10 protein-coding genes and 1 pseudogene are annotated in these 14,844 nt (G+C 73.2%); 8 read left to right on the top strand and 3 right to left on the bottom strand.

Annotated elements, in window-relative coordinates:
* Positions 1 to 17: 17 nt before the first annotated feature.
* Positions 18 to 1,194: pseudogene (locus ABH937_RS25160) on the top strand (beta-ketoacyl synthase).
* Here the strand turns inward: ABH937_RS25160 and ABH937_RS25155 are convergent.
* Both ABH937_RS25155 and ABH937_RS25150 read right to left on the bottom strand, forming a co-directional pair.
* Positions 1,123 to 2,001 carry an SDR family oxidoreductase gene (locus tag ABH937_RS25155; protein WP_280689428.1) on the bottom strand — a complete coding sequence of 293 codons (879 nt, stop codon included), beginning with the start codon at positions 1,999 to 2,001 and terminating at the stop codon, positions 1,123 to 1,125. The pseudogene ABH937_RS25160 and the gene ABH937_RS25155 sit on opposite strands and share 72 nt — an antisense overlap.
* The gene (locus ABH937_RS25150; protein ID WP_370219557.1) at positions 1,998 to 3,284 is read right to left on the bottom strand and encodes a wax ester/triacylglycerol synthase domain-containing protein; all 1,287 of its coding nucleotides are present in this window, start codon (positions 3,282 to 3,284) and stop codon (positions 1,998 to 2,000) included. The genes ABH937_RS25155 and ABH937_RS25150 overlap by 4 nt, the downstream gene beginning before the upstream one ends.
* Positions 3,285 to 3,476: 192 nt before the next feature.
* Here ABH937_RS25150 and ABH937_RS25145 point away from each other — a divergent pair, with 192 nt between their 5' ends.
* Entirely contained in the window at positions 3,477 to 4,898 is a 1,422-nt protein-coding gene (locus ABH937_RS25145; protein ID WP_370219556.1) for a cytochrome P450, read from the top strand.
* 122 nt (positions 4,899 to 5,020) lie between these two features.
* Here the strand turns inward: ABH937_RS25145 and ABH937_RS25140 are convergent, their stop codons facing one another.
* Positions 5,021 to 5,662, bottom strand: a complete 642-nt coding sequence (locus ABH937_RS25140) for a DUF2461 domain-containing protein (RefSeq protein ID WP_370219555.1) — start codon at positions 5,660 to 5,662, stop codon at positions 5,021 to 5,023.
* Between the two features lie 291 nt (positions 5,663 to 5,953).
* Here ABH937_RS25140 and ABH937_RS25135 point away from each other — a divergent pair, with 291 nt between their 5' ends.
* The 6 genes from ABH937_RS25135 to ABH937_RS25110 are packed head-to-tail and all read left to right on the top strand — an operon-like array spanning position 5,954 to position 14,842.
* A complete protein-coding gene (locus tag ABH937_RS25135) occupies positions 5,954 to 6,883 on the top strand; it encodes an isocitrate lyase/phosphoenolpyruvate mutase family protein (RefSeq protein ID WP_280689432.1) in 930 nt (309 codons plus the stop codon).
* Complete coding sequence (gene aepY, locus ABH937_RS25130) at positions 6,880 to 8,046, top strand: phosphonopyruvate decarboxylase (RefSeq protein WP_280689433.1); 1,167 nt, start codon at positions 6,880 to 6,882, stop codon at positions 8,044 to 8,046. The genes ABH937_RS25135 and aepY overlap by 4 nt, the downstream gene beginning before the upstream one ends.
* The gene (locus ABH937_RS25125; protein WP_280689434.1) at positions 8,043 to 10,286 is read left to right on the top strand and encodes an FAD/NAD(P)-binding protein; all 2,244 of its coding nucleotides are present in this window, start codon (positions 8,043 to 8,045) and stop codon (positions 10,284 to 10,286) included. The genes aepY and ABH937_RS25125 overlap by 4 nt, the downstream gene beginning before the upstream one ends.
* Positions 10,283 to 11,641 (top strand): DUF6002 family protein, encoded by a 1,359-nt coding sequence (locus ABH937_RS25120; RefSeq protein ID WP_370219554.1) that lies wholly within the window; start codon positions 10,283 to 10,285, stop codon positions 11,639 to 11,641. The genes ABH937_RS25125 and ABH937_RS25120 overlap by 4 nt, the downstream gene beginning before the upstream one ends.
* Positions 11,638 to 12,738, top strand: coding sequence for a saccharopine dehydrogenase NADP-binding domain-containing protein (locus ABH937_RS25115; RefSeq protein WP_370219553.1), 1,101 nt, complete (start codon positions 11,638 to 11,640; stop codon positions 12,736 to 12,738). Before ABH937_RS25120 ends, ABH937_RS25115 begins: the two co-directional genes overlap by 4 nt.
* Complete coding sequence (locus tag ABH937_RS25110; RefSeq protein WP_370219552.1) at positions 12,728 to 14,842, top strand: molybdopterin-dependent oxidoreductase; 2,115 nt, start codon at positions 12,728 to 12,730, stop codon at positions 14,840 to 14,842. The genes ABH937_RS25115 and ABH937_RS25110 overlap by 11 nt, the downstream gene beginning before the upstream one ends.
* Positions 14,843 to 14,844: the final 2 nt, after the last annotated feature.

Raw genomic sequence — 14,844 nt, 5'->3', positions numbered from 1 at the left:
CTGTCACCGGTCTCGGCATGGTGACGCCGGCCGGCGACGGCTGGCAGGCCACCTGGGAGCGGGTGTGCGAGGGGCTGCCGACCGCGGCGCTGGGGCCGCCGGCGCCGGTCGCCCATCTGGCGTGTACGGTCGCGGACTTCGACCCGGCTCGGCTCGGCCGGGCCCGGTCCCGCAGGCCCGATCGCTGCACCCAGTTGGCGCTGCTCGCCGCCCGTGAGGCGCTGAGCGATGCCGGGCTGGAGCCGGCACGCTGGGACGGGACGCGCGTCGCGGTGATCGTGGGATCCAGCAGCGGCGGGATCGGGACGCTGGAGTCCGAGCACCGCGCGCTGCTGGGCGAGGGCGCGCAGGAGATGTCGCCGTATGCGGTGCCGGCCTCGCTGGGCAACTCCGTGTCGGCGCAGCTGACGATCGAGTTGGGCGCCATGGGCCCCAGTCACACGGTCAACACCGCCTGCGCGTCCGGGGCGACCGCCATCGGCACGGCACTGGACCTGCTGGCCCTGGGGCGCTGTGACATCGCTCTGGTCGGCGGCGCGGATGCCACGATCACGCCGTACAACATCGCCGGGTTCGACCGTGTCGGTGCGCTCTCACACTCGTTTCGACGACCCTGCCGGGGCACTGCGCCCCTTCGATGCCCGGCGTGACGGGTTCGTGATGGGTGAAGGTGCGGGGATGCTGGTCCTGGAGCGCACTGCCGACGCCCGGGCCCGCGGGGCGAGGGCCCGGGCCCGCATCCGGGGGTTCGGTGCCTCGTCGGACGCTCACCACGTGGTGAAGCCCAGCACCGACGGTGCCGGGCTGGTGCTGGCGCTGCGCGAGGCACTCGCCCGCGCGGGCGCATCGGCGCAGGACGTCTCGCACATCAACGCCCATGGCACCGGCACGCCCATGGGCGACCGGGTCGAAGCGGCCGCGCTGGCCGTGCTGTTCCCCCACCGCCCCCCGGTGACGTCCACCAAGGCGGTGACCGGACACCTGATGGGCGCGGCAGGAGCGGTGGAGGCGGCCCTGACGGTCCTGGCGGTCGAGCAGGGCCTGGTGCCGCCGACCGCCAACCTGGACGACCTCGATCCGGCTGTGGCGCTCGACATCCCCACCAAGTGCCGCGAGGGGCGGCTACCGCTCGCGCTCTCCGTGTCCACCGGTTTCGGCGGCCAGAACGCCGTGCTCGCCATCACCCCCGACTGACGCCGAGTGGAAGGCGGTCGGGCCGGTCTCCTGGGACGGGACGGCGGTGAAGTCGTCGGCCAGGCCGGGCAGGGTCAGGAGCCGACGCGGCAGGTGCCGCAGCAGGCCGGCCACCAGCTTGTAGCGCAGGCTCGGCACGCACAGGACGGGCGGGCGGCGCCGGTGCAGAGCCCGCACCGCCCGCTCCGCGACGTACGGCGACGCGAGGGTCAGCAGCGGCGGTGACGGGGCGATCCCGGCGACTTCGTGGAACCGCGAGGTGGTGTGTCCCAGCACGAGCGCGGTCACGGTCACCGGCGCATCACGCAGGCGGCGGGAGTAGGCCAGGGACTCGGTCAGCGCGAGGCCGAACGCCTTCGACGCACCGTAGGTGGTGCCCTGCCAGACCGGGCCGGTGGCGGCCACCGAGGAGATGTTCAGGATCCGCCCGCTGTGCCGCCGCAGCATCGCCGGCAGCGCGGCGTGCAGCAATCTGGTGGGCGCGACGACATTGAGCATCAGCATCCGCTGCTCCTGCGCCCAAGTGGTGTGCTCGAAGGACCTGTTCAGGCCGGCGCCCGCGTTGTTGACCAGGATGTCCGCCTCGCACGCCGCTTCGGCCACCCGTTCCAGCTCGGCTTCGACGGTCAGGTCGGCGGCCAGGGGACGCGCCGTGATGCCGTGCTCGGCCGCCAGGCCGGCGGCGAGCCGGTCAAGAGCCTCGCCGCTGCGCGCGGTGAGGACGAGATCGTGGCCGCGCCGGGCAAGTGCGCGGGCGATGTCCGTGCCGATCCCGTAACTCGCGCCGGTGACCAGAGCCGTTGTCATGGTTGACTCCCTTGTGCCGCAGTGCTCTTCGCGACGTTCTGGTGCCACAGGCGTTCCACGGCGGAAGCCCACAGGGCGGCGAGGTTCCCGACGTCCTCGAAACCGCGGTCGATGGTGAAGCAGACGACGACCTGCCCGGCATAGCCGAGGAACGACACCGCGAAAGGGTGGTCCCCGTGCAGGAAGAGGGTCGCCACCGCGGTCTCGATCGGGTCCGCTCCCAGCGCCAGCCGGCCGTGAAGCTGCAGCAGGCCGGACGTGTCCAGACCGTTGCGCATCCGGCGCCCCTGCCGCAGGAAGCGGTAGACGGCGCTCTCCGGCAGGCGCAGCTGGGCCTGCAACACCCGTCGCGTGTCCGCAGCCCTGGCCCTACCGGTCGCACGGGCGATGGCGGCCACCCGAGCGGTCGGGGAGTCCTCCCAGAACGACAGCGGGATGCGCACGGCCGAGAGCCTGTTGCCCACCGCGAACCTCTCCTGCGGCTCGCGCAGGCTGACGGGCAGACTCACCTGCAGATCACGCCCACGCTGATCGGCCGCGATCCATCCCGCGGGCACCCAGGCGCGCAGCGCGTGCGCCAGCGCGGCCAGGCAGACATCGTTCGCGCTGGCACCCAGCGCCCGCCCGGTCTCCCGCAGCCACGACACGGGAACGGCCGCCGACGCCAGCCGTGGCTCGCCGGTCAGGGTGTCCTGCGTCGGCCAGCTCAGCGCGGGGCCTCGCACCGCATCCGCGAGGCTTCGGGCCACAGCCCGTGCGGGGATCTTCTGCCGCCAGGGCCGGCGCACGGCTCGCGCGGTGACGGCAGGGCGGGGTGCGAGAGGCGGCCCCGTCCCGAACAGTGCCGTGACCGCGTCCAGCAGAGCCTGCCCGTCCTGGGCGGCGTGATGAGCGCGGTAGAACAGCACGTACTCGTGATCCGCATAGCCGTGGATCAGCCAGATTCCCCAGCGCGGCGCGTCCTCGGGCAGGGGGACGGCCAGCAGGGCCGCCACCGTCGTGTCGAGGGTCGCGCTGCCTGCGGGGAGACGGAATTCATGGACGTGGTCGTACGGATCGAAGGCGGCGTCGGTCGCCCACACCGTCCGCCGGCCCTGCTTGGTGACCTTGCAGGACAGCGTCGGCATTCGCTCGATGCGGTCGGCCACCTGCTGTCGCACCACGCTGAGCTTCGGAGCTGAGCCGGTCGCGTGCAGGACCACGCCGATGTAGGGGCGGACACCGTGGTGTTCCCTCTCATATCGGAGGAAGCAGCCGTCGACCGGGTTCGGGCGTTGCGTCATCGTGGTCACCCAAGGCAGACCGGACAGGACCTGGGACTACACACGGCTAACGCCCGCCGGCGGAAAAGGTCACGTTCCGGCTCGCCGATCAGCCCAGGAGCGTGACGCGCCCGGCGCCGCCGCGTTAGTCAAGCGCGCACACCCCACACGACGCCGTCGCGGCTCGTGTCCGAGCGGAGGACCGCCACCCCCATGCGAAGTGACGACCGCGCGCCGGATCGACTCGGCGCCGTGCAGGCGACGGCGACGGCCCTCCCGTCCTCCTACACCTTGACGGCCCTCCCGGGAGCGCTTCCGCTCCTCGGCCACGCACCACAGTTCGCCTGTAACCCGGTCGGCTTTCTGGCAGCGCTCCCCACCCACGGCGATCTGGTGCACATCAGGCTGGGGACGCACCCGGCGTACGTGGTGTGCCACCCCACACTGGTCCACCAACTCCTGATCGCGGACCGCACGTTCGACAAAGGCGGCCCCATCTACGACAGGTTGCGGGAGATCGCGGGAAACGGCGTGGGAACCTGCCCCGCCGCAGTGCACCGGCGACAGCGCCGGCTCGTCCAGCCCGCCTTCCAGCGTGACCGGATGCCCGGCCACGCCCAGGTGCTGGGGCAGGAGGTCGCGGCACTCACCTCGTCGTGGCAGCACGGCCAACTCCTCGACGTGCCCGCTGCGATGCACCGTCTCACCACGGCGGTCGTCGTCCGATGTCTGTTCGACCCCGGTGCCGACGCATTCGGCCTCCTCGCTCTGCGATCGAGCCTCGACGCCCTCGTCGCCGGCATCACCCGACGGATGACGTGGCCGCTGCCCCTGGTCCACCAGCTCCCCACGCCCGCCAGCCGCCGCTACGCACGGGCCCGTCGCGACGTACGCCACCTCACGGACGGGCTGATCGCCGACCTCCGCTCCACGGGAGCCGACCACGACAACCTGATGTCGCTGCTGCTGGCCCCCGACGCGGACGGGGCGTTCCTGAGCGACACCGAAGTGCACGACCAGGTCGTCACCTTCCTGCTCGCCGGGGTGGGAAGCACGGCGATCACACTGAGTTGGGCCTGGTACCTGATCGGCGCCCACCCCGAGGTCCAGGCGCGGCTCGAGGCCGAGGTCGACGCGGTGCTCGCCGGCCGTCCCGCCCGGCTCACCGATCTGGACGCCCTCGAGGTGACCGGCCGGATCGTCACCGAGACCCTGCGCCTGTATCCGCCGGACTCGCTGCTGCTCACCCGGACCACCGCCACTGACACGGAACTCGGCGGACACCCGCTGCCGATCGGCACGACCGTCGCCTTCAGCCCCTATCAACTGCACCGACGTCCCGACAGCTACCCCGACCCCGAACGCTTCGCCCCGGACCGCTGGGAGGACATCGACCAGCCCCCACCAGGCACCTGGGTGCCCTTCGGAGGCGGCCCGCGCAAGTGCGTCGCCGACACCTTCGTCCGCGTCCAGGCCACGCTCGCCCTCGCCACCGTCGCAGCCCGCTGGCAGCTCCGTCCCGTCCCGGGCCGGCGCATCCGCCCCGTCGGCCAGGCGGTCCGCGCACCGCACCAGCTCGCCATGCGGTTGCACCTGCGCCGCTCCACCCCGCACGGGAGGGCAGCCGGCAGCTGAGCGGGAGCCGGCAGCGCACGAGCGCTGTGAGCCGGGAACAGCGAGGCACCGTCCAGCAGGGCGTGGTGCGCGCGCAGCACCAAGGCGAACTGCCCATGCCCGGTATCCTCAGGCCCGGCGGCTCAGCGCGGCGGGAGTTCGCTGGGGCCGACGTGGCCGTCCAGCCAGTCCTTCAGCGGCCGCGAGGTGCGCAGGAAGGTGGTGATCCGCCGGTGGGCCTCGGGCGTGCCGAGCCAGTCGGCCGGCTCCCACTCCTGCCAGGCGATCAGGCCCTTGTTGCGCAACAGCGCGATCCGCGGGTGGTCCTTGGGGTAGCCGCGGGGGGCGGTCTTCAGCGCGTTGCGACCGGTGACCACGGGGCCGGCCTTGGCGACCCGGGCGATCACCCGTTCCAACTCGGCGCCGGTCACGTCCTCGGCCACCGCGGCGCGGTAGCGCTCCAGCTGGTCGGCGGCCAGCTGGTACATGCCGTTGCCGCAGGCCAGTCCGTCGGCGGAGAGCTGGATGTAGCCGCCGGCCTCCAGGTATGCGCCGATGTGGGTCTTGTACGGGGCCTTGTCGGCGCTGAACCTGATGTCCCGGTTGGGACGGAAGATCTTGCCGGGGCCGAACTCCGGCTCGAGCTGGTCGAGCAGCTCCACCATCGGCTGGCGCACCGCGCGGTCGTAGACCTCCCGGTGCTCCGCCCAGAAGGTCTTCGAGTTGTCGATCTCCAGGCGCTCGTAGAACTCCAGCGCCTCGTCCTGCCAGCCGGTAAAGGTCACCGCCCCAGGCTATGCCCGTGCCGGGCGGACACCCGCCCCGACACCGCGATGTGGCGACGACGGCCGCTAAGTGCACGGAGTGTGGCCGGTGTGCAACGAACGCGTTGACGCGAACAGACGGCGGCGGGAAGGATCCGAATACCGGTGCGGCTCCGGGGGGCGATCCGCAGGTCGATCTGACGCTCGGTCAGAACTCTTGCTGCGCTGGTGACTTCACCACATCGGCTGTCGCGTGTGCGATGCGCGGCGTGGAAAGGAATGGGCGTTTTGAGATCTCACCAGCTCCCAGGAATGGCGTCCGCCGAGCGTGCGGCGGGGGTCGGAGCGAGTGGCGCCGCGGCGCTGCGGGACCTGCTCGAGCGCCCCGGTCCGGTGCGGGCCGCCGGCGCGCACAATCCGTTGGGCGCCCGGCTCGCCGAGCGCGCGGGCTTCGACGCGGTCTGGTCCAGCGGCCTGGAGATCTCCGCCTCGCAGGGACTGCCGGACGCCGACATCCTCACCATGAGCGAACTGCTCGCGGTGGCACAGTCGATGGCCGTGAGCGTCGGCGTGCCGGTGATCGCCGACTGCGACGCGGGCTACGGGAACGCGAGCAACGTGATGCACATGGTCCGTCGCTACGAGGCCGCCGGCATCGCCGCGGTCTGCGTCGAGGACAAGTGCTACCCGAAGGTGAACAGCTTCATCCCGGGACGTCAGGAGCTGGTCGCCGCCGAGGAGTTCTGCGGCAAGGTCGCCGCGGCGAAGAGCGCGCAGACCCGGGACGAGCTGGTGGTGATCGCCCGGCTGGAGGCCCTGGTGGCCGGTTGGGACCTCGACGAGGCGCTGCGCCGTGGCGAGGCCTACGCCGAGGCCGGCGCGGACATGGTGCTGATCCACGCCAAGGGCGACTCGCCGCAGCCGGTCCTCGACTTCCTCAAGCTGTGGCGGATGCCGCAGCCGGTCGCGGTGGTGCCGACCACCTACCACACGGTCACCGCCGACGAGCTGTCCGCGGCCGGCGCCAAGCTGGTCATCTACGCCAACCACGGCCTGCGCGCGTCGATCACGGCGGTCTCCGAGGCCTTCGACACCATCCTGCGCGAGGGGCGCACCACCGGGATCGAGGACCGGATCACGCCGCTGAGCACCGTCTTCGACCTTCAGGGCATGGGGCAGTTCCTGGAGGCCGAGCAGCGCTTCGTGCACCGCAAGGCACAGCCCGAAAGCGCGACGCGATGAGCGGGTCGACGCTCGCCGAACCCCTCACGCCCGCCGCCCCCGCCGCGCCCCTGGAGGCCGGCGCGGTCGCGCGGACGCTGATCGAGGCGGGCTACGGGCCGTTCTACGGCGTCCCCTGCTCGTTCCTCGGGCCGCTGATCAGCGTCCTGGGGGAGCGGCACCCGGGGCTGTACCAGGCCGCCGGCAACGAGGGCGAGGCGGTGGCGCTGGCCGCCGGGGCGCGGCTGGCCGGCCGGCTGCCCGTGGTGATCCTGCAGAACTCCGGGCTCGGCAACGCGGTGAACCCGCTCACCTCGCTCTGCCACACGCTGCGCACCCCGGCGCTGCTGCTGGTCACCTGGCGCGGTCGGCCCGGGCAGCCGGACGAGCCGCAGCACCAGCTGATGGGGCGGATCACCCCGGAACTGCTGACGGCGATGGAGATCCGCTGGGAGCTCTTCCCGACCGACCCCGGGCAGCTGGCCGCCGCGCTGGGGCGGGCGAGCGACCATATGCGCGAGACCGGGCTGCCGTTCGCCTTCGTCGTCCCGAAGGGGACCCTGGCGCCGTACGCCCGGCCTGCCGAAGCCACCGCCCCGGCGGACGCGCTCGGCGCCCTGGCGCTGCGCAGCGAGGCGATCGCCGCGGTGGTGCAGGCGTCCGATCCGGACACGCTGCTGGTCGCGACCACCGGGAAGACCGCGCGCGAGCTGGAGCGGGACTGGGACCGGGCCGGCAACCTCTACGTGGTCGGCTCGATGGGCTGTGCCTCCAGCATCGGGCTGGGCGTCGCGCTGAACGCTCCCGAGCGCTTCGTCACCGTGATCGACGGTGACGGCGCCGTGCTGATGCGGATGGAGGCGATGGCGACGATCGGCCGCAGCGCCGCCGCCCGGTTCACCCACGTGGTGCTCGACAACGAGTCCTACGAGTCGACCGGCGGCCAGCCCACGCAGTCCGCCGGGGTGGACTTCGCGCTGATCGCCGCCGCCTGCGGCTACCGCAGCCAGGAACAGGTCGAGGACCTCGCCGAGTTGGGCGCGGCGGTGCGCCGGGCCCAGGCGACGCCCGGTCCGCACTTCGTGCGGGTCCGGATCAGGGCGGGCTCCGACCCGGCGCTGGGCCGCCCGGCGCTCGCGCCCTCCGAGGTCGCCGCCCGCTTCGGCCGGGTGGCGCGCACGTGACGGACGAATCGAATCCGGGCCGCCCGGAGGCGTTCCGGCTCGCGGTGGTGGGCGGTGGGCCACGGTCGACCTACGCGCTGGAGCGGCTCGCCGCGACCGTCGGGCGGTTGGCCGGCCGCCGGCTGGCCGTCCATGTCTACGAGCTCGGCGGCGAGTTCGGCGCGGGGCAGGTGCACAGTGTCAACCAACCGCAGACCAGCTACCTCAACCGGGCCGGCTCGCAGGTCGCCTTCGCGGCCGACCCCACGGTGGCGGGCGCGGAGCGCATCCGGCCCGCGCAGGAGCGGCCGACCCTGTACGAGTGGTGCCGCCGGCGGTTCGAGGCGACCGGCGACCCGGCCTTCGACCTGGCGCCGGCGGACTCGCCGAAGCGGCGTCAACACGGCTTGGCGCTGCGGGAGATGTTCGACCGTTATGTCGCCGAGCTGCGCCGGGTGCCCGGCGTCACCGTCGCGCTGCACGCCGAGGAGGTGACCGACCTGGTGCCCGCCGCCGATGGCCGGTTGGACGTGGTCTCGACCTCCGGTGTGCACTGTACGGCCGATCAGGTGCTCCTGGTCACCGGGCACTCCAGCAACGACTGCGCGGGTGAGCCCGGGCCCGAGGCCTATCGCGCGTTCGCCCGGCGCACCGGCGCCGGCTACGTGCCGAGCGCCTACCCGCTGCAACAGCGCCTGCCGCCGCAGGCGTTGGTCCCGGGGGCCACGGTCGGCTGCGCGGGGCTCGGCCTGACCGCGATCGACCAGATCCTCTACCTGACCGAGGGGCGCGGTGGGCGCTTCCTGCCCGACGGCGACCGGCTGCGCTACCAGGCCTGCGGTGCGGAGCCGGCGACGGTGTACGCGTTCAGCGCGAGCGGGGTCTTCCCGTACACCCGACCGCTGAGCCGCAAGGACCGCCCGCACCAGGGACGGTTCCTGACCAGGGAGGCGATCGACCGGCTGCGCGCGGCGGCCGGCCTGCCGGCGGGGGAGGGCGAGCGTCCGCGGCTGGACTTCGAGGCGCAGGTGCTGCCGCTGATCGTCCTGGAGATGGCGTACGTGCACTACCGCACGCTGTTCGGGCCGACGGTCGGCGACCTGATCGCCGCGAGTGTCCAGGAGGAGTACGAACGCTTCCTCGGCGGGCTGAGCGAACCCGGCACGGTCGAGCGGCTGTTGCCGGGCGCCGACGCGGTGGCCGACCTGGTCGGCCGGCTGCTGCGCGAGGTGCTGGCCGGGCGGCTGTCGGGGACCGAGGCCGCGCGCGCCGTGCCCGGCTGGGACGCCGCGGGCTCGCTGACCCACTGGCTGAGCGTGGTGTTCGGGCCGGAGCCGGCCGGCTGGTCGGTCCGTGACGCCGACCGGCGCTCGCCGGTGGCGCTGCCGCCGGGCTCCCCCTGGCGGTTGGAGACCGATCCGACGCTCAACCGGTTCGACTGGCAGACGCTGCTGCAGCCCCTGCGGACCCGGCCGGGGGGCACCCCGGAGGAGTTCAGGGCGGCGTACCTGGACTTCCTGGACCGCGATCTGAGGTGGGCGAACCACGGCAGCCTGGACAACCCGTTCAAGGCGGGCGTCGACTGCGTCTGGCGTGACCTGCGGTTCGTCATCAGCCACGCGGTGGACGGCGGCGGGCTGAGCGCCGACTCGCACCGCCGGTTCCTGGACGAGCACCGCCGCGCCCAGAACAAGCTCTCCGGCGGCGCCGCACCCGTGGTGATGGCGAAGATCCGGGCGCTCATCGAGCATGGTGTGCTGGACGTCTCGGCCGGGCCGCGGGCCACCGTGCTGCTCGACGAGGAGCGCGGGCGGTTCGTCCTGCACGGCCGGGAGAGCGGGTTGCGGGCGCCGCTCGACGTGCTGCTCGACGGCCGGGTGCACCCCTTCGACGCGGCGCGCGACCTCCGACCGCTCTACCGCAACCTGGTGCGGCGGCGGCTGGTCCGGCTCTGGCGCAACAGCACGCCGGGCCACCGGGACTTCGTGCCCGGTTTCCTGGATCTCGACCGGCTGTCCCGGCCGATCGGCCACGACGGCAGGCCCGTCGAGTCCGTCACGGTGCTCGGCCCGGCCGCCGCCGCCCGCGGCACGTACCAGTTCTCGGCGCTGCGTCCGCACCACAACGACGTCGTGATGCGCGAGCTCGTGGGGTGGCTGGACGGCTTCTGGGCCGCCTTCGACGGCCGGTCCACCAGCCCCGGGCCGGTGACCCCGCAGACATCCCATGGCCAGACCCGACGACCAGCGAGGCTTGCGTGAACAGCATCGACAACGCCCTGGCGCACTACTACGACGTCCTCAAGCGCGCCATGAACGGCTACCAGCAGTCGGCGGAGTTCGTCCCCGCCGAGCAGTTCCTGCCCGCCTTCGACCTGCCCGAACTCGACACGACCATGGAGAAGTTCCTCCAACCCTCGGTCATCGGCGTCGCCGAACTCGGCGCCTACGGCGACTGCTCGCTGCACCTGCTGAACCTGATGGGCAACCCCGGGACGCGGACCACCAAGACGTTCGGCTCGATGATCAACGTCGCGCGCGCGGTCCACCACATCAGGACCACCGGCGAGCGGGTCGTCATCATCACGCCCTCGTCGGGGAACAAGGCGACCGCGCTGCGCAGCGCCGTCGAGCGGGCGGTCACGGTGGGCCTGGTGCGCGACACCGAGTTGCAGATCGCCACGGCGGTCCCCGAGGCGTCGCGCCACAAGCTCTGGTCCTCCGCGATGAGCGAGGACCCGCGGCTGCGGGAGCTCAACCCGATGGCGGTGCTGCCGTGCGAGGTCCCGGTGCACGTCAAGCTCATGATCGCCGAGTTCATGTCCCAGCACAGCGAGGAGTTCCACACCCGCTACGGGGTGCGGCTGTGGCACACCCTCGAACTGCGCAACTACATGGTGGCCGACATGGTCCGGGCGCTGGCCGAGCACGACCTGATGCCCGACAGCGGTCGCGGCCGGGTCCACGCGCACGCGGTGTCCAGCGCGCTCGGCCTGCTCGGGCTGGAGTTCGGCCACCGCGAACTCGCCAAGCTCGGCGTCGACCTGCCGGCCCTCCAGCTGATGCTGGTTCAGCACCTGGGCACGCCGGACATGGTGCTCGGCCTCTACCACGACTCCTTCGACCCGGACCTGGTGCCGGCCTACCGGCGGCGCGAGCTGGACGGACTCTACGTCCAGGACGAGGACCCGCACTTCCCCGCGGTCACCTTCGACCCCGCCGAGCACCTGGACGCGACCTTCTACTCCAGGACGCCGGTCACCTCGCCGCGGATCAACACCATCATCCGGGAGAACGGCGGCGCCGGGATCGTCGTCTCGCTCTACGAGTGCCTCCAGCGCTACAACGAGGTCCGCGACCTGATCGCGGTGGCCGGGGGCGTGACGCTGCCGGCCGATCCGCGCAGGCTGCGCGAGTGGAGCCTGGTGATGGCGGTGACCGGGGTGCTCAACGGGATCGACCGGGGGTTGGTCGGCGACCGCGACGTGCTCATCCACGCGTCCGGCAGCTACGGCGACGACGACTACACCGCGCTCAGCCCCGCGCACAGCGTCCCGGTCCAGGGCGTCGACGACTTCTACCAGGCGGTGCGCCGCGCGGTGGAGGCCGGCCGGTGACGGTTGTGCCACCGGACGCGCCGCTGCGGACGGCGGTGGTGATCGGCAGCGGCGCGCTGGCACGGAGCACGGTGTACGCGCTGGCCGACACCGATCCCGGGCCCACCGCCGTCCATCTGGTCGCCCGATCCCTCGACCGGCTCAGCACCATGGCCCATGTGGCGACCTGCCGGGCGGCGTTGCTCGGCTCGGCGGTCCGCTTCACCGCGCACCGGCTGGACGCGGACCGGCCCGGCGAGACGCTGGCGGCGCTGGTCGGCGCGGTCGGCGCCGATCTGGTGCTCAACTGTGCCTCCACCCACTCCCCTTCGGAGGTCCACGAGCGCCCGTCCGGCTGGACCGAACTGGTCAGGGCCGGCGGCATCGCGCTGGCCTTCCCGTTCCACGCGAGCTTCGCGGCGCGACTGTCCGACGCCGTCGCCCGGGCGGGCGGGCCCGGCACGCTGTTCCTGAACGCGGCGCTGCCCGACGCCGTCAACCCGGTGCTGGCGGCGCTCGGCGGCCCGATCCACTGCGGAGTCGGCAACATCGCCACCGTGGCCGCCTCGCTGGCCGGCGCCACCGCGCCGGAGCGACTGCGGGTGCTCGGGCACCACCACCACCTGTCGACGCCCGAGCACCCGCAGGACGAGGCGCGGGTCTGGATCGACGGCGCCGAGGCCACCGACGTCACCGAGCGCCTCGCGCCCATGCGGGCCTGCGACCGGCGGATGCTCCACGCGCTGACCGGGCACACCGCCGCGCTGCTGGTGCGCGACCTGCTGCGCGAACGCGCGGTCAGCACGCACGTGCCCGGGCCGCTCGGCCTGCCCGGCGGGTATCCCGTGCGGCTCGCCGACGGGCGGATCACCCTCGACCTGCCGCCCGGAGTCGACGAGGCGGCCGCGCTCGACCTCCAGGCGCGGTGGGGCCGCCGGGACGGGGTGGCCGTCGACCGCCACGGGTACGCCGAGTTCTCCGACCGGGTCCGCGAAGCCGCCGAACGGCACCTGAAGCTTCCCCGGACCGTGGCGCCCGATCAAGTCGCCGACCTCGCTGCAGAGTTGGAACCGGTGCGGGCCCGGCTGCGGATGGCGGCGGCCTGCCGTGGGCGCTGACCGACCCGCCGGCCGCGACCTCCCGCTGGTGCGGACGCCCGGCGCCTGCCCGCTGGACTGCCCGGACGGGTGCAGCTGGACGGTGACCGTCCAGGACGGCGTCGCCGTACGGCTGGAGGGCCGCCGGGACCACCCCTTCACGCACGGCACGCTCTGCGTCAAGGTCAACCAGTACCTGGAGCACACCGCCGCGCCGGACCGGCTGCACCATCCCCTGCGCCGGGTCGGACCCAAGGGTGCGGGCCGCTTCGAACGCATCAGCTGGGACCAGGCGCTGGACGAGCTGGCCCAGCGGCTGGACGAGATCCGCAGCACCTGGGGCGGCGAGGCGATCTGGCCCTACTGGGGCACCGGCAGCCTCGGCCACCTCCAGGGCATGCGCGGCCCGGCCGGCCAGCGGTTGTGGAACGTGCTCGGCGCCTCCGAGCACCAGATGACCATCTGCTCGGTCGCCGGCACCGAAGGTGTCACGTTCGCCACCGGCACGAAGCAGGGCATCGACCCGGAGTCGCTCGCGCACGCCCGGCTGATCCTGCTCTGGGGCGTGAACACCCTCACCACCGGACACCACCTCTGGCGCTTCATCAAAGAGGCGCAGCAGCACGGCGCCCACGTCGTCGCGATCGATCCGGTGCTGAGCCGAACCGCCAAGCAGGCCGACGAGCACTGCGCCCCGATCCCGGGCACCGACGGCGCCCTGGCGCTCGGACTGCTGCACGTCGTCCTCGACCTCGGGCTGGAGGACCGCGACTACCTCGCCGACCACACGGTCGGCTGGCCCGAGTTCCGCCGGCGCATCCTGGAGTTCCCGCCGGCCCGTGCCGCCGCCGTCACCGGGGTGCCCGAACGGCAGATCGTCGAGCTCGGCGAGCGGCTCGCCCGCACCCGACCGACCGCGATCCGGGCCGGCATGGGCATGCAGCGGCACGCGGGCGGCGGCGCCGCACTGCGCCTGCTGGCCTGCCTGCCCGGGGTGACCGGGGACTGGCGGTACCTGGGCGGGGGCCTGTCCTACTCGACCGGCGGCTCCTTCGGCGGCGACCTCGCCGCGCTGCGTCGCGACGACCTGCGCCGGGCGCCGGTCCGCGCCCTGGCGATGACCCGGCTCGCCGAAGGCCTGCTCGAACGCGCCGACCCGCCCGTCCGATGCCTCTTCGTCTACGGGGCGAATCCGGCGGCCAGCGCCCCGAACCAGGCCGGGGTGCTGCGCGGTCTGGCCCGCGAGGACCTGTTCACGGTGGTGGTCGACCAGTTCCCGACCGACACCGTCGACTACGCGGACCTGGTGCTGCCCACCACCATGCAGACCGAGCACCTGGACCTGCACACCGGCTACGGCCACCTCTACCTCGGCTGGAACGAGCCGGCCGTGGCACCGCCGGGGGAGTGCCTGCCGGCCACCGAGATCTTCCGGCGGCTGGCCCGGCGGATGGGGCTGACCGAGCCGTGCCTGTTCGACTCGGACGAGGAGCTGGCGCGCCAACTCCTCGCCGGTGGGCACCCGTCGCTGGTCGGCATCACCGTCGAACGGCTGCGCGCCGAGGGGTGGGTGCGGCTCGATCACCCGGCGGACCAGGTGCTGTTCCAGGACGGCTTCCCGACCCCGTCAGGCCGGCTCGAGTTCGTCTCCGCGGCCGCCGAGGCGGCGGGCCTGGACCGGGTGGCCGGCTACACCCCCGCGCGGGAGGTCGCCGACCCCGGCCTGGCCCGGCGCTTTCCGCTGGTCCTGGTCTCGGCCGCGTCCCACTACTTCATGAACACGATCTTCGCCAACCGGCCCGGCCTGGCCAAGCGGGCGGGGCCGCCGAGCGTGGCCGTGCACCCCGAGGACGCGGCCCGCCGCGGCCTGGTCGACGGGCAGCGGGCGCGGGTGTTCAACGACCGCGGTTCGTTCGCCGCCGTGGTGGAGATCAGCGACGCGGTGCGGCCCGGGGTGGCCGCGACGACCAAAGGGCACTGGTCCAAGCTGACCGGCGGGGCGGGCGTGAACGCCACGGTCGCCGAGCGCGACGCCGACCTGGGGCGGGGCGCCGTCTACCAGGACAACCGGGTGGACATCGAGGCTGCGGACACCGCGCGCACGACGCAGCGTGAGGAAGGCTGAAC

Source organism: Kitasatospora sp. GAS1066B, assembly GCF_041262605.1.
Taxonomy (GTDB): Bacteria; Actinomycetota; Actinomycetes; order Streptomycetales; family Streptomycetaceae; genus Kitasatospora.
This window is presented reverse-complemented; position numbering and strand designations above follow the sequence as displayed.